Annotated in this window: 28 protein-coding genes; 12 read left to right on the top strand and 16 right to left on the bottom strand. The window is 34.5% G+C overall.

Annotation, left to right across the window (positions count from 1 at the left end; genetic code table 11):
- Window positions 1-302 precede the first annotated feature (302 nt).
- The 3 genes from JAZ75_RS19940 (at window position 303) to JAZ75_RS19930 (ending at window position 3,243) form a co-directional block, all read left to right on the top strand.
- Window positions 303-926: a zinc-ribbon domain-containing protein gene (locus JAZ75_RS19940; RefSeq protein ID WP_208697932.1), complete on the top strand. Its 624-nt coding sequence runs from the start codon at window positions 303-305 to the stop codon at window positions 924-926.
- 95 nt (window positions 927-1,021) lie between these two features.
- The gene (locus tag JAZ75_RS19935) at window positions 1,022-1,795 is read left to right on the top strand and encodes a hypothetical protein (protein ID WP_208697930.1); all 774 of its coding nucleotides are present in this window, start codon (window positions 1,022-1,024) and stop codon (window positions 1,793-1,795) included.
- Window positions 1,796-2,184: 389 nt separating this feature from the next.
- The gene (locus tag JAZ75_RS19930) at window positions 2,185-3,243 is read left to right on the top strand and encodes a class I fructose-bisphosphate aldolase (RefSeq protein WP_021188532.1); all 1,059 of its coding nucleotides are present in this window, start codon (window positions 2,185-2,187) and stop codon (window positions 3,241-3,243) included.
- Window positions 3,244-3,331: 88 nt separating this feature from the next.
- Here the strand turns inward: JAZ75_RS19930 and JAZ75_RS19925 are convergent, their stop codons facing one another.
- A complete protein-coding gene (locus JAZ75_RS19925) occupies window positions 3,332-3,961 on the bottom strand; it encodes an NAD(P)-dependent oxidoreductase (protein ID WP_208697928.1) in 630 nt (209 codons plus the stop codon).
- A 292-nt stretch (window positions 3,962-4,253) separates the two neighbouring features.
- Between JAZ75_RS19925 and JAZ75_RS19920 the strand changes: the two genes are divergently transcribed.
- The gene (locus tag JAZ75_RS19920) at window positions 4,254-5,831 is read left to right on the top strand and encodes a Na+/H+ antiporter (RefSeq protein WP_208697926.1); all 1,578 of its coding nucleotides are present in this window, start codon (window positions 4,254-4,256) and stop codon (window positions 5,829-5,831) included.
- A 113-nt stretch (window positions 5,832-5,944) separates the two neighbouring features.
- On the opposite strand, the gene JAZ75_RS19915 is transcribed toward JAZ75_RS19920, so the two are convergent.
- Window positions 5,945-6,535, bottom strand: a complete 591-nt coding sequence (locus tag JAZ75_RS19915; RefSeq protein WP_208697924.1) for a hypothetical protein — start codon at window positions 6,533-6,535, stop codon at window positions 5,945-5,947.
- 335 nt (window positions 6,536-6,870) lie between these two features.
- Here JAZ75_RS19915 and JAZ75_RS19910 point away from each other — a divergent pair, with 335 nt between their 5' ends.
- A complete protein-coding gene (locus JAZ75_RS19910) occupies window positions 6,871-7,563 on the top strand; it encodes a DUF6896 domain-containing protein (RefSeq protein ID WP_208697922.1) in 693 nt (230 codons plus the stop codon).
- Window positions 7,564-7,719: 156 nt separating this feature from the next.
- On the opposite strand, the gene JAZ75_RS19905 is transcribed toward JAZ75_RS19910, so the two are convergent.
- Together JAZ75_RS19905 and JAZ75_RS19900 are read right to left on the bottom strand one after the other, a co-directional pair.
- A complete protein-coding gene (locus JAZ75_RS19905) occupies window positions 7,720-8,409 on the bottom strand; it encodes a hypothetical protein (protein ID WP_208697920.1) in 690 nt (229 codons plus the stop codon).
- Between the two features lie 22 nt (window positions 8,410-8,431).
- Window positions 8,432-9,223, bottom strand: coding sequence for a ZIP family metal transporter (locus tag JAZ75_RS19900; protein ID WP_208697918.1), 792 nt, complete (start codon window positions 9,221-9,223; stop codon window positions 8,432-8,434).
- Between the two features lie 154 nt (window positions 9,224-9,377).
- Between JAZ75_RS19900 and folE the strand changes: the two genes are divergently transcribed.
- Together folE and JAZ75_RS19890 are read left to right on the top strand one after the other, a co-directional pair.
- Window positions 9,378-10,052, top strand: coding sequence for a GTP cyclohydrolase I FolE (gene folE / locus JAZ75_RS19895; protein WP_208697917.1), 675 nt, complete (start codon window positions 9,378-9,380; stop codon window positions 10,050-10,052).
- A gap of 170 nt (window positions 10,053-10,222) precedes the next feature.
- Window positions 10,223-10,498 (top strand): hypothetical protein, encoded by a 276-nt coding sequence (locus JAZ75_RS19890; protein WP_132768144.1) that lies wholly within the window; start codon window positions 10,223-10,225, stop codon window positions 10,496-10,498.
- A gap of 29 nt (window positions 10,499-10,527) precedes the next feature.
- Here JAZ75_RS19890 and JAZ75_RS26100 read toward each other — a convergent pair whose 3' ends face one another.
- From JAZ75_RS26100 to JAZ75_RS19875, 4 genes are all read right to left on the bottom strand, one after another.
- The gene (locus JAZ75_RS26100) at window positions 10,528-10,650 is read right to left on the bottom strand and encodes a hypothetical protein (RefSeq protein ID WP_262896129.1); all 123 of its coding nucleotides are present in this window, start codon (window positions 10,648-10,650) and stop codon (window positions 10,528-10,530) included.
- A gap of 213 nt (window positions 10,651-10,863) precedes the next feature.
- Window positions 10,864-11,406 carry a hypothetical protein gene (locus tag JAZ75_RS19885; protein ID WP_208697915.1) on the bottom strand — a complete coding sequence of 181 codons (543 nt, stop codon included), beginning with the start codon at window positions 11,404-11,406 and terminating at the stop codon, window positions 10,864-10,866.
- Between the two features lie 106 nt (window positions 11,407-11,512).
- Window positions 11,513-12,277, bottom strand: coding sequence for an NADAR family protein (locus JAZ75_RS19880; protein WP_232789276.1), 765 nt, complete (start codon window positions 12,275-12,277; stop codon window positions 11,513-11,515).
- A 568-nt stretch (window positions 12,278-12,845) separates the two neighbouring features.
- A complete protein-coding gene (locus tag JAZ75_RS19875; protein ID WP_021188542.1) occupies window positions 12,846-13,031 on the bottom strand; it encodes a hypothetical protein in 186 nt (61 codons plus the stop codon).
- 53 nt (window positions 13,032-13,084) lie between these two features.
- On the opposite strand from JAZ75_RS19875, the gene JAZ75_RS19870 reads away from it, so the two are divergent.
- A complete protein-coding gene (locus tag JAZ75_RS19870; protein WP_208697913.1) occupies window positions 13,085-13,678 on the top strand; it encodes a TetR/AcrR family transcriptional regulator in 594 nt (197 codons plus the stop codon).
- A gap of 45 nt (window positions 13,679-13,723) precedes the next feature.
- Window positions 13,724-14,455 (top strand): bifunctional demethylmenaquinone methyltransferase/2-methoxy-6-polyprenyl-1,4-benzoquinol methylase UbiE, encoded by a 732-nt coding sequence (gene ubiE / locus JAZ75_RS19865; protein ID WP_208697911.1) that lies wholly within the window; start codon window positions 13,724-13,726, stop codon window positions 14,453-14,455.
- Between the two features lie 106 nt (window positions 14,456-14,561).
- Here ubiE and JAZ75_RS19860 read toward each other — a convergent pair whose 3' ends face one another.
- Window positions 14,562-15,662 carry a hypothetical protein gene (locus tag JAZ75_RS19860; protein ID WP_208697909.1) on the bottom strand — a complete coding sequence of 367 codons (1,101 nt, stop codon included), beginning with the start codon at window positions 15,660-15,662 and terminating at the stop codon, window positions 14,562-14,564.
- 57 nt (window positions 15,663-15,719) lie between these two features.
- On the bottom strand, window positions 15,720-16,361 hold the full coding sequence (locus JAZ75_RS19855) for a DUF4272 domain-containing protein (RefSeq protein ID WP_208697907.1): 642 nt from the start codon (window positions 16,359-16,361) through the stop codon (window positions 15,720-15,722).
- 206 nt (window positions 16,362-16,567) lie between these two features.
- On the opposite strand from JAZ75_RS19855, the gene JAZ75_RS19850 reads away from it, so the two are divergent.
- The gene (locus tag JAZ75_RS19850; protein WP_208697905.1) at window positions 16,568-16,903 is read left to right on the top strand and encodes a hypothetical protein; all 336 of its coding nucleotides are present in this window, start codon (window positions 16,568-16,570) and stop codon (window positions 16,901-16,903) included.
- Window positions 16,904-17,108: 205 nt separating this feature from the next.
- Window positions 17,109-17,348, top strand: coding sequence for a hypothetical protein (locus JAZ75_RS19845; protein ID WP_208697903.1), 240 nt, complete (start codon window positions 17,109-17,111; stop codon window positions 17,346-17,348).
- Window positions 17,349-17,654: 306 nt separating this feature from the next.
- Here JAZ75_RS19845 and JAZ75_RS19840 read toward each other — a convergent pair whose 3' ends face one another.
- The 4 genes from JAZ75_RS19840 to JAZ75_RS19825 all read right to left on the bottom strand — a co-directional run bounded on the left by JAZ75_RS19840 (window position 17,655) and on the right by JAZ75_RS19825 (window position 21,363).
- The gene (locus tag JAZ75_RS19840; RefSeq protein WP_208697901.1) at window positions 17,655-18,455 is read right to left on the bottom strand and encodes a class D beta-lactamase; all 801 of its coding nucleotides are present in this window, start codon (window positions 18,453-18,455) and stop codon (window positions 17,655-17,657) included.
- A 294-nt stretch (window positions 18,456-18,749) separates the two neighbouring features.
- On the bottom strand, window positions 18,750-19,586 hold the full coding sequence (locus JAZ75_RS19835; RefSeq protein ID WP_208697899.1) for an alpha/beta hydrolase: 837 nt from the start codon (window positions 19,584-19,586) through the stop codon (window positions 18,750-18,752).
- 8 nt (window positions 19,587-19,594) lie between these two features.
- Window positions 19,595-20,632, bottom strand: coding sequence for an LLM class flavin-dependent oxidoreductase (locus tag JAZ75_RS19830; protein WP_208697897.1), 1,038 nt, complete (start codon window positions 20,630-20,632; stop codon window positions 19,595-19,597).
- A 155-nt stretch (window positions 20,633-20,787) separates the two neighbouring features.
- Window positions 20,788-21,363 carry a TetR/AcrR family transcriptional regulator gene (locus JAZ75_RS19825; RefSeq protein ID WP_208697895.1) on the bottom strand — a complete coding sequence of 192 codons (576 nt, stop codon included), beginning with the start codon at window positions 21,361-21,363 and terminating at the stop codon, window positions 20,788-20,790.
- A 302-nt stretch (window positions 21,364-21,665) separates the two neighbouring features.
- Here JAZ75_RS19825 and JAZ75_RS19820 point away from each other — a divergent pair, with 302 nt between their 5' ends.
- Window positions 21,666-21,974, top strand: a complete 309-nt coding sequence (locus JAZ75_RS19820) for a 2Fe-2S iron-sulfur cluster-binding protein (protein WP_208697893.1) — start codon at window positions 21,666-21,668, stop codon at window positions 21,972-21,974.
- 347 nt (window positions 21,975-22,321) lie between these two features.
- Here JAZ75_RS19820 and JAZ75_RS19815 read toward each other — a convergent pair whose 3' ends face one another.
- Together JAZ75_RS19815 and JAZ75_RS19810 are read right to left on the bottom strand one after the other, a co-directional pair.
- Window positions 22,322-22,873 carry a dihydrofolate reductase family protein gene (locus JAZ75_RS19815; protein WP_208697891.1) on the bottom strand — a complete coding sequence of 184 codons (552 nt, stop codon included), beginning with the start codon at window positions 22,871-22,873 and terminating at the stop codon, window positions 22,322-22,324.
- 187 nt (window positions 22,874-23,060) lie between these two features.
- Window positions 23,061-23,504 (bottom strand): hypothetical protein, encoded by a 444-nt coding sequence (locus JAZ75_RS19810; RefSeq protein WP_031287440.1) that lies wholly within the window; start codon window positions 23,502-23,504, stop codon window positions 23,061-23,063.
- Between the last annotated feature and the right edge of the window lie 3 nt (window positions 23,505-23,507).

Below are 23,507 nucleotides of genomic sequence, written 5' to 3'. Positions count from 1 at the left end.
CAGTTATTAAATCAGTTTAAGGGAATAAACTGACTTATTACACGAATTGTAAAACATGTTTCGCGAATTGTAAATCTACTATTTGGTTTTGATTATTAAATGTATTTTTATTACTGCTAACAGCAACGATGCACTTTAGATAACTGCTTTAAAACTTATTACTAGTATAACTATGCCCAAATGCAGAAAATATCAACAATAATGCACTAGCGGACTATACAATAAAAACTAAAAGTCGTACGAAACTGTTAAAAGAACTAAAGAATAGAATCCGGAAAAATAAAACCTAATAAAATCAGGCTATGATAATATTTGGAACAAGAGCAAAGATCTTAAATTCAAAAGAAATGCTGTCTTACGACTGTGAGAATTGCAATAGCAAAGGGACTGTTACTTTTTTATTTTTAGCCCGCTATTTTCATATTTTTTGGATTCCTTTTTTTCCAACTTCAAAAAAAGGAATGAGCCAATGCAGTCATTGCAAACAAGTTCTATATGCAAATGAAATGAGTCCAAAAATGAAGCAAGACTATTTCATGGCATCTGCCAAAGCAAAAAGACCAATTACACATTATTTTGGATTATTTGTTATAGGATTGTTATGTTGCATGATCATCTTTACTGTTTATCAAAATTCGGTTAATGAAACTGAATATTTAGCAAATCCAAAAGTTGATGATCTATACAAAATAGAAAAAAATGATACTTATACGCTGTATAAGGTTTATGAAGTAAAAGGCGATACTTTGATTTTTAAAACACATAGTATATCAACGAAAAAGTATTCTGGACTTTCCGACTTGCTAAAAAAATATAAAAATGATTATGCAGACGCAACGATAAAATTTACGAAAGATCAAATAAAGTCAATGCAACATGATACAAATAGTGAATTTGGTAAGATTTATAGTATCAAGAGGGATTAAATAACGGCTAAATAAAATTATCGTTTACTCACGATCGATCTCTAAGCATAACTAAATGAAGCAATGACAGTATTTTTATGATTTCCAAAGTAGAAATGAAAAATCTCACAACTCTTTTGATTTTAATGATTCCTATTTGTCTTTATTCACAAGAAAAAGTAATACTTTCTCACACCATTAAGATGTACAATGAAATTGAGATAAGTTTAGAACTTGAAAATAAGCCCAACGACAGATTTCACCTGATTAAAATAGATACGCTTACTGCGACCTATAATAAGGGACAAATTTTGCACAATAATATATTTGAAAATTCTTTCAGACGAGCTAATGTTGTAGCAAGGTACGAACTTGAGGAAAATAAAAAATATCATAAAATTGATATTAAAGGCACGATCATATACTTCAAGCCATCAGAAAATAAAAAATCGTATTTCAATTTGGGTAAACTAAAAGGTTTAGAAAAAAACATCAATTTAATAGATAAAAGTGTAGTAAAAGCAAATCCAACTGTTTATTTTTCAATTGTAGATTCTGCCAACATACAAAAAACATTTCCAGATTTTAGGTATAAAACCAATAATGGGGAGGATTATAAAAGCATTGATTTCAAGTCTTATGACTTAATGTATGCGTATCGATCTACTAAAAATCAAGATTTAATAATAGCTGTTAATGAAGACTTAGACCACGGTTACAATAACCTCACTTTGACAGATAAGCGGACAAATATGAAATATAAGCTGATTAAATTGAAAAAAGATATGGCAGCAACCGAAAAAGAGGAAATCAAAATTGAACTGATGATCGAAAATGAAAATTCGATTGAGCGGATACCATTTGATTTCAAAAACGCGAATTTGAAATAGAAAACCAGTCAGCCGGTTTTAAATAGCTAGAAGTGCTTGGTATGAGCTATACCTCCACTTGCTTTAACCTGAGATCTCAAGCAACTATCTGATATGTATTCATCATGACCTATGTAAGGTATTGGAAAGCATGATGATGTTGCATTTCCCCAATCATCCTCTATACCCTTTGAATCACAAACTTCTGCACTGAATTTTTTTATAAGAATTCTTATTCCGAATGCAATCCTGCACAAGATGTCTTTTTAATTAAGATTGTAAATTAACCTTCAAATAATATGTTAAAAACTAGGGACTATCGAAATCATTAGTTAACTTTAATTGTAATAACAGTTTAAATCACTGCATATTATCTCAATGTACTTTATTTATAATAATATCATCACGTTATGAATTATAAAAATATTTTATTAGAATTAGGTGCCGAAGGCGAAAATCTGCTAGGCTTTAATACACCAAAAATTTTGAAGGAACAACTTCACCTTCCCTCCCCAAAATTTATCGATGAGATTTTCCTGCAAAGCAACCGCAATCCTCAGGTACTTAGAAATCTTGCGGCACTCTACAAACATGGACATCTGGCTAATACCGGATATTTATCCATATTGCCAATTGATCAAGGGATAGAACATACTGCTGGTGCTTCTTTTTCTCCGAACCCTTTGTATTTTGATCCAGAAAATATCATCAAGCTTGCTATCGAAGGAGGTTGTAATGCTGTTGCAACAACTTTTGGGAATCTTGCTATAATGGCTAGAAAATATGCACATAAAATTCCATTCATCGTTAAAATAAATCATAATGAATTGCTTACTTATCCTACAAAGTATGATCAAATTATGTTTGGGAGTATAAAAGATGCTTGGAACTTAGGAGCAACTGCAATAGGTGCTACGATTTACTTTGGTTCAGAAAATTCAAACAGGCAAATTGTAGAAGTTGCCGAAGCCTTTGAAAGAGCTCATGAGTTAGGAATGCCCTGCATTTTATGGTGCTATACCCGTAATAATAGTTTTACAAAGGATAACGTTAATTATGAAGTTGCGGCAGATATTACAGGTCAAGCCAATCATTTAGGTGTAACCATACAGGCTGATATCATTAAGCAAAAACTTCCGGAAAACAATGGCGGATTCACTACCATTAATTTTGCAAAAAGCAATCCTAAAATGTACACGGATTTATCATCCATGCATCCTATTGACCTTTGCCGTTATCAAGTAGCAAATTGCTACATGGGCAGAATTGGTCTTATTAATTCAGGAGGTGAATCGAAAGGTGAACGCGATCTTCCTGAGGCTATTAGAACAGCGATCATAAACAAACGAGCCGGAGGCACAGGGCTAATATTGGGTAGAAAAGCTTTTCAACGTCCGCTCAAAGATGGCATAGAAATTCTTAGAGCGATACAAGATATTTACCTGGATGAAACCATTTCAATCGCATAATGTATATCAGATAGGAAAACAGTGCTGTAATGTATCATAACAGCATTGTTTCCTATTTAATATATATATGCCTAAAATTATTCCAAGCTTAATAAGCAAGCGTAAAACGTTGTTTGATATGTGCGGGTCGTTCCAGCTCATCGAGCAAAGCTACTGCGAAATCGGCTGTAGAAATCTTACTTTCTCCTTTATCATTAAATAACACTTGATCTTTCCCTAAGCGAAAAACACCTGTACGCGGGCCGGGCTCGATCACCATGGCTGGGCTCAAGACAGACCAATCCAGGTCGGTCACCTGCTTGATAACATCAAATGCGTCACGTGTAGCAGTAGCACCGTCCTTCCATTCAGCGGGAAATTCTGGAGTATCTAACAATTGTACTCCGGGTTTTACTTCGAGGCTTCCGGCCCCGCTAACAGCTAATAATCGCGTAATACCTGCTTTTTTCGTAGCATTAATAATAGCTGTGATAGCCTTTACATAGGTCGATGAGTCATTTGCGCTGTAAGCACTGATAACAGCTTCGTTTCCTTTCAAAAGGCTGACCAACTCCTCTTCTTTTATAACATCTCCTTTATTGACGTTAAGACGTGGGTCGGAAACCGTTACTTTTTCTGGATTTCGGACAATAGCGGTTATGTCATGACCTCTACTCAGCGCTTCATTTAAAATAGCTGATCCGATAAATCCGGATGCTCCGATGATGGCAACTTTCATAATGATATTTTTTTGTCGTGAATAAGTAATACAGCTCGACCTTACTGTTTGTTTTAATTGTTTAAAAATACCATAGTTGGTAATGAAGGCCGGATCTGCTTAATCTGTACGGAATAAAAATTATAGCAACAATCTTTTACACCGCAAACTATTAGATGCTGGATACATATGGAATTTGGAAAAACGCATCACACATTATTTCTATGACAACATTTACAACTCATTTAAATTTTAAATAGGTTGTAAATGTTACTAAAAATTTAATATATATTTATGTAACTAAAATTTACACATGCTAGAAAATTTCGAATTTTATCTTTTTTTGGTGCTGCTGATCACCATGCTGATCATGTTGGCGAAAAAGATTCAGGTTGCGTATCCTGTTTTGCTTGTATTAGCTGGTCTTTCCATAAGTTTTATTCCGGGAGTACCCCCAATAAAAATAGAACCAGAGTTAATATTTATCATTTTTTTACCGCCGTTGCTGTATGAAGCCGCTTGGTCAACCTCATGGAAAGAGCTATGGCGATGGCGCAGAATTATTTTCAGTTTCGCTTTCGTAGTCGTTTTTTTTACGGCATTATCGGTAGCCGTCTTCGCTAATTATTTCATCCCCGGATTTTCTTTAGCTTTAGGGTTTTTATTGGGCGGAATTGTTTCACCACCTGATGCAGTAAGTGCTGGAGCAATTTTAAAATTTGTGAAGGTGCCTAAAAGATTGGCGTCAATCCTCGAAGGCGAAAGTTTGCTGAATGATGCTTCTTCTTTAATCATTTTCAGGTTTGCGATGATTGCTGCGGCAACCGGGCAATTTGTATGGTACGAAGCGGCGGGAAGTTTTGTATGGATGTGCATTGGTGGCGTAGGCATCGGGCTTGCACTTGCATACATCTTTCTGAAAATGCATAAAATACTTCCGACAGATTCTAATACTGATATTTTGCTCACTTTTATCGCCCCTTTCTCGATGTATTTGGCGGCGGAGGAACTGCATGCGTCGGGAGTTTTGGCGGTGGTAAGTGGCGGACTATTCCTATCTTATCGTAGTCATGATTTTTTGAGCAGTGCATCTAGAATACGTACTGTAACAGTTTGGGAAAGTTTTTGCTTTTTGTTAAATGGAATTGTTTTCATGCTCATTGGTTTAGATTTACCTGAAATTGTTTCTGGTTTGGGAGATACTGATATTTCTACAGCAATCGGTTATGGAATAGCTGTTACTGTAGTGCTGGTTCTTGTTAGAATTTTCTCCGGTTATGCGGCAGTGATAACGACTTTAATTATGAGAAATTACATTACCGTTGCTGATGCCAAATCCCCTGGCTGGAAAACTCCTTTAATCATTGGCTGGACCGGAATGAGAGGTGTTGTTTCATTGGCCGCGGCACTTTCAATTCCCCTGACTTTAGCGGACGGAACTCCTTTCCCTCAAAGAAATCTCATACTTTTCATCACCTTTGTCGTCATCCTTTTAACATTACTTGTCCAGGGACTTACGCTTCCTTTCTTATTAAGGAAATTCCCTCAAATAGATCAGGATTTTACTCGAAGTGAAAAGGAAATCGATTATGAAATTCAGAACAACCTTGCTCAAGTGGCAGTAGATAAAATCCGTAAAGATTATGCTCACAAAATAGATAGTTTTCCAACATTGAAAGATCAATTGCACAAATATGAAAATCAATTGAGCAGTTCTGAAATCATCATTAATTTCGCTGAATATCGAAGTATTTATATTGACATAATCGAAACGCAAAGAACATGGCTTATCAATAAAAACCGCGAGGAGCTTCTGTTAGATGAAGAAATTATCAGGAAACATCTTCGATTGCTCGATCTTCAAGAAGAAAGATTGAATATGAAAAGTTAGGTATTTGACCATAATCCAATGCCGTAACAACATGATCAATCATAGTGTTATTGATTCATAAGCTTAGCATATGTTATCTTACATATGCTAAGCTACTGATGTAAAGCTAAATATTAAAAAGATTTTACCGTGCGATAAGTCTTAAAGGCTGTATAAATCCGGGTTTCCTTTAATTTCTTGTTTTTATAAATTTCAATCTTTTCTTTTTCGCCTGTTTTCTTATTGAAATAGGTTATTTTAGTCAGTTGCCCGTCCTTAGCAAATTGTTCTAATTTGAAATTTCTGCCATCTTCCTGATAATGTACACTAATCAGACGTCCATTCTTTTTATAAAAATATCTTTTTGTGTTATAGAAATTCCCACCGTATGTTATTCCTTCATAAATATACTGTGCTGTATATTTTCCCTCCTGCACTAGCTGTTGTTTATCGTTATAAATGAAATAATAGATTCCATCTTGAGGATTACGCAATTCATAACGTAGCCCTAATCGAGCGTTTCGATCAGGATATCGCTGTATTAATTCTTCCGACCTAAAAACTGCTGTGTCATTTTGCGAAACCCAAAGTGTATCAATTTCCTGCAAACCGCTTCTGCGGGGTATTTTGTTGATGATTTTATTATCAGAGTCCGAATACTTGTGCCACCCGTTACATCCGGTAACACCCATACCCATAACTAAAAGAAAGAATATCGTTTTCATAAATTGTCTGTTTAGATTTTCACCTGTTTTAATACTTTAAAACTGTTCGTAGAAAAAGTTGTCTTATCTTTTCCATTCAAGTATGATCAATGATTCTGACACCAGCGTAAGCGATAAAGTTTCCCTGTACAATTCTAATCAAATTATAACAGTTTCTAAAAAAGGTATTTTGCTGGATCTTCTTTAAACTGTCATTGCTGATTTAAAATTTTAAAATAGACACCCTCCTATCTTTCTTCCAGCTTTAGGTATTTCTGCCATAACTTTACTACTTTTACATTTAACAAATAATGTTAGATAAACTTCTACTACATACCAATTTAAAATCGTTACCATTGAATAGATTAATCGATATAATTACGATAAATTCGCTTGCGGAAATTCCTGATCTTGAAACAATTCGTGCCATTCCCAGAGAAAGAAAACTAATGCTTATCTTCGGGGAAAGCGTTCAAAATGAAAGAGAAACCATAGGGCACGATCTAAAAAAAGAACTTCAAGGTTTTCAGGTTGGAATACACATTTCTGAACCGAAGATAAATATTGCGAAACTTATCACTGATAAGGATATTGAAGACCATCAAGATTTCTTTGAACAATGTGCAAAGGATTACAGGACGTTGGGTGAAGAGTTGATACTCAAACTAGTGGGTAAACTCAAGGTGAAGTTAAATCGAGATTTTCCATTGGGTACTTTTGATGAATATAAATGGGATGAAAGGCAAATAGGAAAACTTGACGATTGGAGATACGACATTCATGGGATTCATTGTGGATTTGAAAACAGCAAAACAGGTCAAATTATAGAAGTTTCTCTTAATGTCCCGAATGAATTTGGTGGCTTAGACCCCTACTTCTTTTCACAATTTATTAAAACAACAGTAAAGTACAGACCACTGCCTATTGATATTTTTGAAAATTTCGCTGATGGTTCAAGAATAATAGACAAAATGCTTTTACTTGGAAAATTTGAAAAAATAAGTCTAAATATGGATAATTGCTGTGCCATTGTCGTGACTGATCGATAATATATTGCAGTCAATATAAAAATTTAAACAAACTTTTCTATTGACTACAAATTTCACAGCCTAAGACTTTAGCCATTACAAACTATCTTAGGCATTGGAAGATATTACTAAATCAAGTAACCTCCTAAAAATGAGTATGAAAAATTATGAGCGTTGTTATTTTATAAAATCTCCTTTTGTTTCAAATAGTCTCCCCTCCTGATCTTCTACGATGAAGATAACATCATATTTCCCATTTTTAAAGTCTTTTAGGTCCAGATGCTCATGAAAAATATGTTGTAGAGCGCCGATCATCGCGCCTGTATTATAAGTATAGGTTTTGGAAAATGAACCCCATTTAAGCTGAACCTTTACACTTTTAATCTTTTTGGAGGCAGTAATTTCTGACTCCAGATGCAGATTATCTTTCTTCGCATTAAGACCTACATCAATTTTCGACGCAAATGGCATCGAACTATCTACTTTTAGATTGATCTCAGTTTCCTCCTCTGCAGTTTCTCCTACTTCCGAAACTGCTTTGATACATAATTTATAAATTCCGACTGCTAAATACACTGGAATAGGTATAACCCCGCTTAAATGATATTGATTATGTTGTTTGACATCGGTAGTATAATCCTTCACATAGGACCAACCTGTCTTTTTTATTGGTTCAAATTTCACTGTCAGCAATTTAATTCCTTCAGGAAAGTAAATATTTGTTTTAAAATGGAGATCTTGACCAATAAACGCGTTAACCTCATTACCTGTTTTCCCAACTTTAATCGTACTTATGCCAGTTTGAGAATTATTGCATCCAATTAGGAAGATGAGGATCATCAAGAGAATCGATAATTTGTAATTCATTGTATTCATTCTTTAGTTTTTTTTAATGTTCGTGATGTGATTCGTGATTATGGTGATCATGTTCAGAATGGCTATGATCATGTCCGCCAATGATTAAACTGCTCAGTGATAATACTATTCCCAACAATACTGCAATCATCTTCTTTTTATTGAAAACATGGTGGTCTGCAGATCCGGACTCAAAAAGAATTGTAGTGGAAACATGAAGGAATATACCGATCACTACAGCCATAATTTTATCAAAATATTGTGCAAGATCACCCACAGCATACTGACTGATAAACTGACTGGTCAAAAAACCTGCTGGAGTCATCATAGCAAATACGAAAATAGCAATCAGTAATGTTCTTTTTGAAACTTGAGAGGCCAGAAGTAAAGATCCCAATGCAAATGCTGCTGGAATATGATGGATCGCGATACCAAAAACAAGATGTTGACGCTGTGCACTAACCAAAGGCATACCTTCTAAAAAAGCATGGACACATAAGCTCAACAAAATAGCTAGTGGAAAAGAATTGATATTTTCCTTCTTCATATGTATATGTCCATGCTCCACTCCTTGGGAGAAATGTTCTAACAAAAGCTGGAACAGGAAACCGCCAAGTATATACAGTCCAATGGTGTCCATATGCTCCGACGCATCTGCATACACGTGCGGAATAAGATGAAGTATCGTCAGTCCAAAAAGATAGGCACCACTGAAGGAAAGAATCAATTTTAAAAATGTTGAACGATCCCGTTTGACTGATAAAACAGAAATTCCACTTATAAATGGAGATAAAAAAAGTATAGAAACAATAAGTATAGCATTCATTTATTATAATAATTAAAAATGTCAATTGGATTGTCAATGATCAAATATAGATAAGATAATTCACAAAAGCAATTTAGTTGCATTTGAAGAATTTTGATTTATATTTGTTAAATATTTAATAGCACTTCGAATTAATATAACAACAGTATAAATCATGATGAATTCATTATCACAAACAGAAACAATCTCCAATACAGAGGATATCGGAGATCAACATGCCATGACTTCTATCGAAACGCCTTTACGACCGGATGCATTTCTCAGAAGTGATGAAGAGAAAATGAATCGCATTTCCGAGCTTTTTCAACAAATATTATGGGAACTTGGATTAGATCTACATGATGACAGTTTAAGTGGCACGCCCTACAGGTTCGCCAAAATGTACATAAAGGAATTGTTCTATGGTCTCAATCCTTTAAATAAGCCAAAGCTTTCTACATTCGTCAATAAATATGATTATAATAAAATATTGATTGAAAAGAATATCCGTGTAAATTCAACCTGTGAACACCATTTTCTGCCCATTGTAGGTCTTGCACACATCGGGTACCTTGCAAAGAATAAGGTAATCGGCCTCTCTAAAATTAATCGTGTGGTCGATTATTATGCACACAGACCTCAGGTGCAGGAAAGATTAACCTTGCAGATATATAATGAATTGAAATCTGCTTTACAGACCGATGATATCATTGTGGTGATCCATGCCGAGCATCTTTGTGTATCTGCCCGCGGTATTAAGGACAGTACAAGTAGTACAACTTCCATTGAATATGGTGGCATTTTCTCTTCAGAGACAAAGAGAAATGAGTTTTTAAACCTATTAAAATAGATCATAACATCTATTATGTTTAAATACTAAAGAGCTATATAGTTATTCTTACTGACCGCTAAAAAATAATGGTTTACCGATTTTCTTCCTTCATCCACCTATTTCCACTAAGCTTTGAAACGCAATAGCGCTACTTTTGAATCATAAACAAATACATAAACAGATTTATCATGAAAACTAAAACAATCTTCGACATCAATAGCAAAACAATCACAAATGGTTTTCAAAAAGCATTTGATTCGCTAAAAAATTCTAAATTAAAAGTTTCTTCTAGTACTGGAAAAGTGTACTTGAGCATTTCATTGCTCTTTGCAATAATTATCGGAATTATATTTCCGGTTGCACTTATCGTACTATTAGCATTTACGATATTTTCGAAACTTACGATTTCGATTGAACAAGAGGTTAAAGAAGCGGATAATAATAAAATCATTGAATTGAAATAATTTATAGACTAACAGTTATGCTTGACTGCCTATAGTTTGCTCACGATATCAGGAAGCATATTTAATGTGACCTGTTCATTCAAAGAAAGGACAATGAAATATGCTTTTAAAGCGAAAAAATCCATGTAATGTACATGGATTTTTTTCTTCATACGTAGTATGTTACTTATCCATTTATTTTCGAATAAATGACAGTAGCCAAAAATTGTCCGTTGTAGAACTCATTTTCCTTAAAATATCCTTCTTTAATAAAATTACATTTCTCTAATACTTTGGCAGGCCACATTTTCGGGATCTATTACTGCTTCAATTGAATGTAGTTTCATGTCGCTAAAACCATAGTTAACTATTGTAGTCTTAAACAATCAATGTGGTTGAGCGCTGAACTTTATTTGATGAAAGTAATAGTCTAGAATTGCCAACATCAGAAAATACATTCCTCCGTAAGCATAAAGATAATTGGTCGAATCCATATTAAAAAACAAGGATGCAAAAAAGAGCAAGCAAAAGCTGATCACCATCAGAACAATGGTTTTCTGCAATAAAACTTTGATAGATTGGCCAAATAAGTACTTGACTTTAATAGGCTCTACAAGGGTTGATAAGAACGGTAATGCAAGTTCGTATCCCCTTCTATGATGTAGGAACGAAACTGGGAAAATCAAAAAACCAAGTATAACAATCAATAAAATAACTGCAGTAATATGCTGATTTTTAACTATTTTTTTATCTAGAAAAAGACAGGTTACGATTCCTAATACTGTGTAAAATAATAAAAATGGTGTCAGTAATATTTCTTTCGTTTTAAGTAGCGGAAGTAGATTTCCGATGTATAAAATCTGTTTAAAATACAAAGCACTTATCACTAAATTAATGACGATAGTAATCCAGATTTTATATTTACTCATTTCTAAATTGATTTTTAATTACCGCAGCTATCTTCTCCTTGAATCCTAGTTCCTTTATTAACTTAATTATCTATTTTCCTTAAAGTGGAATTTGCATCATAATTACTTAATCATAAAAGCTTTGCCATTCATATGGGCATGTGTTCGTCATTTTAAAAATCATTTTCTCTCTGTCATCAAGTCCATTATAATATTCTGAAAATTGGGTTAGATAGTCCTCTCCTTTTCCCATACTCCAAAACATATCATTACTATCCATATTGGGGAATTTCTTCCACGGCGGTTGAATGGAATTCTCAAGTGGCTTGAAATGTCCAAATTGTTTAAAAAAATCACGCACATACATTAATGCAAAACCTAAGAGATTTTCTCCACGCCAATTATAAATATTTTCAATATCATCGTTATCTACAGCAATACCAATTCCCCAAATTACATCAACCGGACTTGCTTCTACCAAAATTCTATTTTCTGTTTGCAAAAGATAATTTGCTAATCTTGGATGTTGATTGAATTTATGTATATTTCCCAGTTTTACAATTTCAAATTTATGGTCATTCCAGATTTGTTGATCATAGCCTAGGATTTGTCTGCCTAGTTCTTTTGCTTCTCCAGGTTTTTCACAATTTATGATCTTATCAAAAAGATTATCATCAGCGAACAGTAGGGCTTTATGAGCCATCATCCAGTGTTCAGAAGTTTTATAATTAACACTGTCCACCGTAAAAGGGCAATCAAACCATTGGCTAAAACAAGATTTACTTACCACATCTTTATGTCTATTTTCATGCCCCCAAAAGAAAATATATTTCAAGGTCTCACCACTTTCAAATCTTTCAATTAACCAATCTATATCGTATTTTATCTTCATTTTGATGCTATCTAGTATATCAAATTGATATTGAGATTTTTAAATTTTATTATGCCGTATCTTAGAGTGTGTTCAATTTAGATAATATCTAACATTAATTCCCAAAAAACATTTATTTTTTCTGTTTCAAGAAAGGGTGAAATATTCCAAATTAGATTATGTCCTTTCGTGTTAATCAAGAATCTTATGGATAATCGTTAGCTAAATTTATTTTTCAAATAATTTTGATGACAGAAATAATAAAAGCATCCACCTGCGAAGTAACACAGGGTATCTATTGGATCACTGACATTGTAATTGGTGTATTGAGGCATGATATATTCAAAAACAATGGAAACGAAAAATGCTAATACAAATATCTGATATAATGGATAATAATGGGGTGTGCTGTATAAAGTTAAAAGGAGATTGCCAATGCAAAATGCGATATATGCGATTAAAGGAACAAAGACAAAATCTGTCAACCAGTTATTTAAAATCGGGATTGGCTGTCCTGTCTGCCTGCAATATCGAATAAGAATCCACGATAGACCATAAAACAGCAAGAATGGGTCAGATAAGTATTGCTTTAATGTGCAAAAGAAATTGCGATCAAGGTAGCGACTATTCCACATGTCATCAAGGTTAAAAACATATACCATCCCATAACTTTACTCGCTCTTTTCAAAGTACTATCTGTGGTATTAAAACCAAAAATAGTTTCTCGAATATCTTTAAGATTTCTTATGAACCAGTTCTCTTTTTGCGTTTTCATACACAAAAGTAAAAAATATATTCAAAATTAGAACAAAAGTTCTAATTTTGAATATGAATACAAAGGAACGCATTCTTGAAATTTCATTGCAGGTCTTTAATACCAGAGGTCTTCGTAATACCAGTACCCGCCACATCGCCACAGAAATGGGTATCAGTGCAGGGAATTTACATTATCACTTCAAACATACGGAGGATATCATACAAGCCTTATTTGACCGTCTGATTAAAGAATCAGATATGCTAATGGCTTCTCTTGAAAACTATGTAGAAGGTGTTGACATGGAATTAGTATTTACTATTTTCAAAGATTTTTATAATCTCCTCACTCGTTATCAGTTTATATTCATAAACTTTGTTGAAATCTCCTTATGGATCCCTTCAATCCGCGAATCATATGCTGCAATAGTGATTAAACAAAAAAAGGAAACCAAACGTTTCTTTAAGCTGATGGTTCAAAAGAAAGTCTTAAGAAATGATATCCCTGAAGAAGTGTGGGATTATCTGATCAACAATATTTTTATTGTGGTTGACTTTTGGCCCTCACATAACTTGATTAATGAAAAACTTGAAGGTCTCCAGGCGTATGAATCCTATGTCAGTTCCATCAAGGCTTTAATGTATCCCTATTTCACACATCCACAGTAACTAATAATAATTCAACTTAAATTGGATCGGCATCATTTAAAAAATATGAACGCGAAAATTACACCTTATTTAGACTCGACAGAAGGAAAAAGTAAACAGGTTGAACACATGTTTGATACCATCTCCGAAAAGTATGATCTCCTAAACAATATTATCACCTTTAGGATGGATAAAAGTTGGCGACGTCAAGTTTTAAAAATAGTTTCAGAATGTCATCCCCGTCACATACTTGACGTCGCAACCGGGACTGGCGATATGGCAATTCTTTTAGGAAAGACGCAAGCTGAAAATATAATCGGCGTTGATATCTCTAAAGGAATGCTTAAGATCGCAAATGAAAAAATTAGTGCCAATAAATTAGACGGACGCATTCACACTGAAGTGCAGCATGCTGAATCTCTATCTTTTGCTGATTGTTCTTTTGATATAGTCAATATCAGCTACGGTGTAAGGAATTTTGAAAATCTTGAAAAAGGACTTGGAGAAATGTATAGAGTAATGCAGTCTGACGGAACGATTGTTATTTTAGAGACTTCGGTTCCCTCAAATAAATTAATAAAATTTGGATACCTCCTGTATACGGAACACCTCATGCCAAAGATAGCCCGAATCTTTTCCAAAGATAAAAATGCATATGCTTACCTATCCAAATCGGCTATAAACTTCCCTTCTGGAGATAAATTCTTGAGCATACTGGAAGAATCCGGCTTTGTTAAAGTAAATGCCTATCCACAACTTTTTGGTGCTGCCACCATTTATGTTGGTAAAAAGCAATAATAAAAAGCGGGCTTCCTGCTGAAATGTGAAGATCAGCAGCACAATTCAACAGGAAGCTCACTTATGGGATTATATTTCGCCGTTGGAACAAAAACTAATCTTTCACTTACGTTTGTTGGTGAAAAGCTACGACAAGAGAACAATCAGTACAAATTTCAACGTAAAGTGTTCCTTCTGAACCGTTCATGATTTGATCCCAAGAAAGAGCCGCTAGTAATTTCATTTTCTTTTGACAGTCAGGACAGTTTTCATATTGCCAATCTTGCACCCATTCTGCGTTCCCTCCTATTATTGATACATCATCATTTCCGCATGCGAAATATACAGGTTTTTTTGAAATTGATAGCGCCAGTTTGTTTGTTGTCAATTCTTTAAAATCTGCTGACGACAAATAGTTTTCTTCTGTATACGGTTCTACAATCTCAAAAGTGCTCGCTCCATCAATTTGGTAACGAACTATTGTCTTTTCACACATACTTGCACAATTCGGACATATTGGAATTTTTACAAGCCCTGGTAATCCAAGAAATGATAGCCGTTCGTCGTTTCCATTCAGGGTTAATATATCGACCGTTTGACAATTACAGATCTGACAATTCTCATTTTTTGGCACAGCTACTTTGACTGCATTATCTTCATGTTGTTCACCTTCTAAAAGGGAATAACACGTTTCATAATTAAGTTGAACCTTGTTTCCTGCTTGATCAAAAGTCCATCCGCCCAATGCGGCATAAAATGAAGGATCTACATACAGATTCTTACGCCAAGGCAGTGGATTTTTCTCCAGTTCATAGAAAGTCTTTCTTACTTTTTCACCACCTACCACGGCAAGACAACTTAATATATGGCCTGCATTTGCACAATCAGGTGTACAGATTAATGCGATTAATTGATCTTGGATTTCCTCTGATGCATTTCTATATAAGGTTGGCGGATAAAAGATCTTTTTTTGAAATGCTGCGTCAGCAATTTTACTTGTATCAATGTCCTGATAAGCCAGTAATCCAGAGAAATCTTTATAGACTTCTTCCCATTTGTCAATGGTTTCAATTTTTGCAATAATATTTTCAACCGTTTCAAGAATCTGGCCTCTGCTCATCGATTCATAATGTTCTCGCAACTTTCTGTTTTTGCAAGAATAGCACAGTCCCTCAAAATATTTTTCTCTGTCACATTCAGGACATGGTATAGCTGCTCTCTGTGTCATTTATTTCAATCTTATTTTTAAAGTGATTAGGAAAAAGCCGGAACTAAATATTGGTTTTTACGTTCCCATTTCAACATTATCCCAGTCATTTTCGCGGTTGAATGCCCATTCCAAAGATTTCCGTCGCTCATAGATCAGTCCTTCATTTAACTTAGCTTGACGGCCATTTAGTCTTTCATCTACACAGTACCAATGCAATCTATAATAATAATCCAGCATCGTATATAGCTCGATCTCTGTCCGTACTTTTGACAAATGCTCAAGCTTAATATTCGTTTCACCATGTTGTAAATTAGGTAACAGGGAGACCATATGATCACCGACATAGTCCTCTGCTTCTAGACGCTCAATCATACCAGTTGCCCACATTAAAGCCCATAAACTTTCTAAATACCAATTCAGGCTATTAATTTCGATATCCGTTAGCTCATCATTGTCTTTTTCTAAGATTTCTTTTTCAGCATCTGAAAGAAATACGAGAAGATTTTGGTTTTCAAGCCATTCCTTAATAACATAAACAGGAGCCTCAAAAGCAATATTTATGAGCGCATTCATAACCGACATTCTGCCTTTTATTTCATCCAATGTTCGAAAAGAAGATGTCTCTAAAATGGGAAGCCAATCATTAACACGATAACCTTTATCTTTAATTATTTTATCGTTTTCTAATTTTATCTGATGTTTTTGTTCTTCTGTCATTTTATATTGTCAATTATAATAGTAAACATAGTTTGATAATGATCTAAGCATGGAAGTCATTTCTCTTCTCAAACGAAAATACAGATTAAGATAGTATCTGCAAACACGATAAAGAAGAGAATATGCGTTAATTTGTAATTAACTACATATTGCTTTCATGAGCGCTTATTGGTAGCTTTATAAGGAAAACAAAACAATCATTATCAATGAAGCAGATGCCACTAACAATTGATATATTAAACTACGGTCTAGAACTATCAATGGACTTTGGTGAAAACTGGTTGCAACCGATCAATGAAAGATTGTCAAGTGTATTTCCGAATTTAAGTGCACAAAAACTGGAAGAGTGTCATTTAATTTGTAAGACTGTGAATAAAATGGGAAATCGCTATGTACAAGAAAACCCAGTTCATACAGGGACAGAGATTACATTTATTGCTTTTGAAGCTTTTGAAAAGTTTATGCTAAATAAGTATCATTGGGTATCTGCAAAAAATTTAAAACGCCTTTACAGTCAAAGTTGTTATTACGCTTATAAATAAAAACATCATGTAATAATGCAAACACCCTTTACGAATCGAATATTAGCATTAATGATGAGACCCCTATTTATTATGATGAGCAGTATGGCTTTACCTCAGTAAATTATCAGAGTTAAGGATGTTTTCTATTCATTGGGGTAACATTCTTCTTATTTCGAGTTATTCTATTAAAATAAAAAAGATAAATAAATTTACAACAGCATTTATGGAAAATAGAACCAAGTTTGAAACTTTTGATCAATTGGTCTTTTTAACCGAATTATATCAAAATGAAGATAGCTTTAATAAAACAGCATCCTTATTGATCAATGCATTAAATGATTGGCCTAATGCTCACTCATTAAAAATCTCGGAATTTATACAAGAGTTCGACAGCCATATCTTCAAGCTAGGAAATGATGAACATATGAATATCATGATGAAAAGGAACTTAAAACAGGACTAAAACACTTTTAATGCTTTAAGCATATCAGTTTCCAATGCAATCAATGAATTGTATATTTTAAATGTAAATGCTGGTGTAAAGTGACTAACGGTTTGACCTAAATTGTATAAAATATATTGATCATGCTTCTGCATCATCCGGAATAAACGATCTATTTACATGATTTTCATCATAAAATCCTTTCAAGTCTTCCCTAATTATTTTATGAGTTCCGACTCTAAAAGAGACGAGTACGATAGCGCATACAAAAGTAACAAAAAACAAATTTTACTGTCTTATATCTCAATCATTGATAAAGTAAAAATATTACAAAATATGTAGTTCCTTTAAGATCTTAACTGTTATCTCTTTTCTACATTTACCGAAATTAGTATTGATATCCGTTCGATCTTTTAGGAGACGTGTCGCAAAAAAATAGACATTGTCCTTACGTTCTACATATCCGATCCACCATCCGGTATCTTTTCCATTGTCTCGTGTCCAGCCAGTTTTTGCTCTAATCGTATATGCCTTGGTTTTGGTTTCAATCATCATTTCTTTCAGAATCTTAAAAGAATTTTTTTTAAATGGTAATGTTTCTTCATATACACCCCGTAATATTTCTATTTGATTGACGGGAGATATTGCAAAATTTCCAAAATTCCAAAAATCATCGTCCGCAACAGAAAGGTCTACATTACCATAATGGCTGGCTTTCAAATATTTCTTATACTGCTCTTTACCAATCACTTTAGCCATCTCAACATATGCCCAGCCCGCAGATTGCTTAAATGCTTCTCTCATGCTCATGTCGTGATAAATATCAGGTCGATAACCATATTTTATAGTATCAGTTGATCCAGGCCACTTGATGATCTGTTCTTCACCTGAAACGATATTCGTTTCGAGAGCAATTAATGTATTGATAATTTTAAAAGTCGAAGCGGGTAAAGTCGGACTGTTACTATCAATTATGTCGCTAGAAATCCATTTTTTCTCCTTAAGATCATATATCGTAATACTCCCCTTTATATTACAATCCTCAAATGGTTTGGAAAGATTGATTTGTGCGCTTGACGGTGCTATCAGCACAATGATCGCAATTAGGATTAAAATTACATTTTTCATGGAGCCAGTTTTCCTTCTATCATAAATTGGATTTAACATGTACACATTTATTTGAATTTGTAAAATACAAAAAACATCATGAATAGCTAGATATTATAGCTTTAAACATCTTAATATAGTACTTATATATGCAAAAATTTGATATTAACAGTTAAAAACGATCATTAATATATCACAGCTAGTTTAAATTCATAATCATATTCTGTTTTCTACCATAAAAAATGCCCCGAAAAAGTGTTCAACTTTCAGGGGCAAGTCCAAATCCATGGATTGCTGGTTTGTTTGAAGGAGTCTTTAACAATAAGAAAGGAGCCACTTCATGATTAATGCTTTTGCCTCTTCTAAATAGTCAAACTTTCCACCAAACATGTTATTTCCTTTTATTCCCCACGCATGATTTCCCTGAGGAAATAGGTAAAGCGTTGCAGGAATATTATGTTTTTTCAATGCTTCGTAATATGTGGTACTGTTGAGTGTCGAAACCACCGTATCATCATCACTAACCAAAATTAACGTAGGCGGAGTATCTGCACGAACCTGCTTTTGACAGGAATACTTTTCTATTGTGTCTGGTGATGGCTGTTTACCTAGTAAATTTTGATAGGTATCTTCTTGTGTATGCAGTCCCATGGAAATAACAGGATAGAATAACATTGAAAAATCGGGACGGGTGCTGATACCTTCGACTGAGAACAATGTAGATGCTAATGCTGCAAGATGTCCTCCTGCTGAAAAACCAGCTACGCCGATCTTATTTTTATTTATACCTAAATTTTTAAAATTCTTACGTAAATACCTAATTGATTCCTGAAGATCATCCAGCGGAACTTCCTGATGACCATTAGGCATTCTGTATTTCAGAACTGCTGCAGTAATACCCAAGTTCACTAGCCAGTCTGCAAAATCATAGCCCTGACTGGTGATAGCTAAGCCAGCATAAGCACCTCCGGGACAAATAATCACAGCGACACCTGTATTGTTTGCTTCTTCTGGACTATAAATGATAAGTTCCGCTTCGGTAACATTGACAATTTCCAAAATTTCTTCTGAATTTACAATCTCCGCTTCGGACAATCCACTAGCAGTTGGGGGATTACCATCCCAAAGTTTTATTCTTTTTATCTCGCTCATTATAGTAATTATTTCTTTAATGCTTCCCTTACCTTTGGTGCTATTTTAGTCCCAAATATTTCTATTGATTTCATCAGGTGTGCATGGGAAGGCGCTCCTACATCCAAGTGTGCTGAAAACCGTGTAATGCCAAATAACTCATGCGCATATATTATTTTATCGACTGTCTCCTGTGCATCGCCAACAAACAATGCACCCTCTCGAGATCTTCCAAAGTCATATTGTTCTCGTTGAAATGGAAACCAACCTCTGGTTCTTCCAATGCGGTCCATTTGCGCTCCGTAAAGAGGATAATAATAAGAAGCGATTTCCTTACTATTATCTCCAAATAGAGCATGTGAAAACATTCCCACTTGAAATTTTGCCATATCATGTCCAAATTGCTGATAGGTATTTTTATACAGCTCATAGAGCGATTTGAATCTTAACAAAGGTGTACCGGCAACAATGGCAAATACTAAGGGCAATCCTAGTCTGCCTGCACGAATAACAGAATCAGGTGTTCCTCCTGCCGCGACCCATACATTAAGCTTACTATTTTCCGTCCTAGGCAATACTTGCTGATTTTCTAAAGGAGCACGGAAACGGCCTTTCCAATTAATGGTTTCATTTTTATTGATTTCTAATAAAAGATCCAACTTCTCTTCAAACAAAGCACTATAATCTTGTAAGTCATAGCCGAAAAGAGGAAAAGACTCCGTAAAGCTTCCTCTTCCTGCCATTAGTTCTGCTCTGCCGTCAGATAGCAGATCTACCATCGCAAAATTCTGGTAGAGCTTCACGGGATCTGATGAACTTAAGACTGTAACTGAACTGGTTAACTTAATTTTCTTTGTTACCACTGCTGCCGCGGCAAGGACAATTTCCGGACTTGGTACTGCATATTCTGCTCGATGGTGCTCTCCTATTCCTATCACATCAATTCCCAACTCATCTGCAAGTTTTATCTCTTCTATAAGCTCTTTTAACCGCTGTTTAGCAGATTGCATTTTTCCGGTCACCTGATCGATGTGCAAATCACCAAACATACTAATTCCTAATTCCATATCATTTTGATTTATTATTATAGAACAATCATTCTATTATTGTGCAAAAAAAAACTAAAGCTCTAATTATTATATATAAGATTCATATCGTTTATTAATGGAACGATCGTTCTATTAATAAACAAAAAAAATCGATTTCCCGACCTTAAAAAATATTATCTCAAAATTGCAAGCATATTTTCTGCCATTTGCTCCACCATTTTTTTATCATTATATAAAGATTGCATCTGCCATAAACCTGCAAAATTTCCAACAATAAACTGTGCCAATTGTCTTGCATCTTTACCCGCAGAAATTTCACCAGCTTGCTGCGCTTTTTCAATGAATTCTTGGAAAATGGTTATCAGCGCATTACTTAGCTTTTTTAATAATACTTTAACCTCTTCATCGTGGGGTGCCATCTCGAAAGAAGACTTGACAATCATGCAAACTTTATTTTCTTCAAAGGATCGTGCTATTGCTTTCTTCACAATGAGTTCAATGCACCTTAGTGGTGAATTTTCTCCAACCGCAGCCTTTTTATATGCACTATACGTTTCCAAAGCATAGTTTTGAAGACTTTCCACAAAGAGCTGATGCTTATCTCCATAAGTCGTATACATACTACCCCTGTTCACCTTCATTTGGCTTACTAACTCTTGCATTGAAGTGGCATGATACCCCTTTTCCCAAAACAAAGCGCGAGCTTTTTCTAACTTTTCTGTTGGATCAAATTCTTTGTTGCGTGCCATAGTGATGACAAAAGTATATAATTGGAACGACTATTCCAATAAAATCTATATATTAAAATTTATCACAATAACACACTGAAAATTAATTCATTATAAAACATAAAAAATCACATCATAGGCTAGTTCAATAATCTAAATAAAGAATCAGCTTTAAAAAGAATAACCATATACCAAATTTCACGTGTCTGGACCAGCTGTTTTATCTTCGAACTGTACCATGGCAGTAAGACTTAGATGAAATACTTTTGGATCGTAATAGTTGGGTGTGATTTGTAATAATGAGTTTAAATGAAACCAATAAAATGTCAATAAGAGAAACCGAATTTTCAGATCAAGTGGAAGCCACTGTAACATTTAGTGGAAAAACACAGCGTATACAATGGCGCAAGGAGATGTCATTACTAGATGCCATGTTGAATGCCGGAATTGATGCGCCCCATTCTTGTTGTAGCGGTAAATGTGGTACTTGCGTTTGCAAACTGCAAGCTGGTGAAGTACGTTTAAAAAGAAATTTTGTTTTATCTGAAACTCATCTACAGCAAGGTCTAATTTTGGCTTGTGTAGCTGCTCCGGTTAGTGATAGTATTCACATAACTTATGATAATTTCTGATCAATTATAATGACTTAAGTGGTATAACAAAAAGAATACTTCTGTTAATAAAGATTGATAGCATTGGTGAAGAAATTGAGTTGATGTACCTACTTAGATATCAATTTTTGAAGTAAAAGAAGATAAATTAAATAATAATGCGTACGGAATCTAAAAATTTGTATTAATCTTTACAGTGCTAAAATATTTAAATATAAAAAGTCAATCGCATTAGAAAGAGTACATCTATAATTTACTTGCAGATATGAAATTAAAAGATGTGGTATCAGTACGGAATAATAACATACATATTGTTAATCTTGTTTACCAAACCCCGTTTTTGCTCTAAAAAGTAATTAGAAATTCAATTACCCCCTTAGCGGTTCATAGTAAAGGATGATCGCACCGCTACTAAAAATCTTCGTTTTGATGAGCTTCAATAAAGTTCGATCATGCATTTCCTCAAACAGTGACAAGCCCTTACCTGCAATAAGCGGATGCACGCAAAACTGGTATTCATCAATCAGATCCCATTTCATGAGTTGAATAATCATACTCCTGCTGCCCAGTAAAATATCTTTCTCAGAACTTTCTTTCAGTGCTAAAACTTCCTTTTCAATATCCTGAGTTGCTAATCTTGCGGTATCCCAATCCGTATCTTTCAGTTTATTCGAAAAGACTATTTTTGGAATCTGATCTATTGCTATGGCAAAGTCATTCATCGATTTTTCTTCTGAAGGATCTTTTAAAAACGTCTGCCAATATTTCATAAGCTCAAATGTAATTCTACCATATAGAATGACCTCTGAATCCTTTAATAAATCCGTATAATGCTGATGAACTTCTTCGTCCGGTTGTATGGCCGTATGATCAAAAACACCATCAAGTGTCATATTGATCGCTGCAATTACTTTCTTCATTACCGCTCTTATTTTATATGAATGCTCGTTTTTTGAAATACCAATATGAAAATACAAATTTTGAATGGTAAAATCTCACTTTGCCCATAAGTAAGATAGCTTTTCACATAGAATCGTCCAAAATACAGATCTAAAAAAGGTGCTCTTCAAGTCAATGAAAAGCACCTTTTATCCTTCTTTCTACTTCCTATTGCGAAGCTTTTAGAAACGCATCGTAGTTATCTTTGCTTTCGAAGTATGCGACTTCATCCTGGTCTCCGATCAACACGATGTAGGCCGTTGCTTTATCTACCTTCTTTAAAGTGTGAGGATCGACCGCCATTCTGACCTTGGCATCATTTGGAATACGCTCTTTACACATCTCGCAACAACCGTAATATAGCTTACCCTCGAACGGAACTTCCAGTTGCTGTTTGCCCATATAGGCATCATTCACCATACAGACCAGATTATTGGGTACCTGATCTCCCTTTTTAGGAGTTGAAGTTCCTGCAGGAGCTGGAACCAGAATAGGCTTTTGAGCCGGTGTACCACTAATCGCCCCCGCTTCTTTCGGTGCTTCATTCGTGCAGGATACCAGTACGATGGCGGCTATTGCCACCATCGCTATTGTGTTGAATTGTTTTATCATGAT

Origin of the sequence: Sphingobacterium sp. UDSM-2020 (assembly GCF_016132525.1) — a bacterium.
Taxonomy (GTDB): Bacteria; Bacteroidota; Bacteroidia; order Sphingobacteriales; family Sphingobacteriaceae; genus Sphingobacterium; species Sphingobacterium anhuiense.
This window is presented reverse-complemented; position numbering and strand designations above follow the sequence as displayed.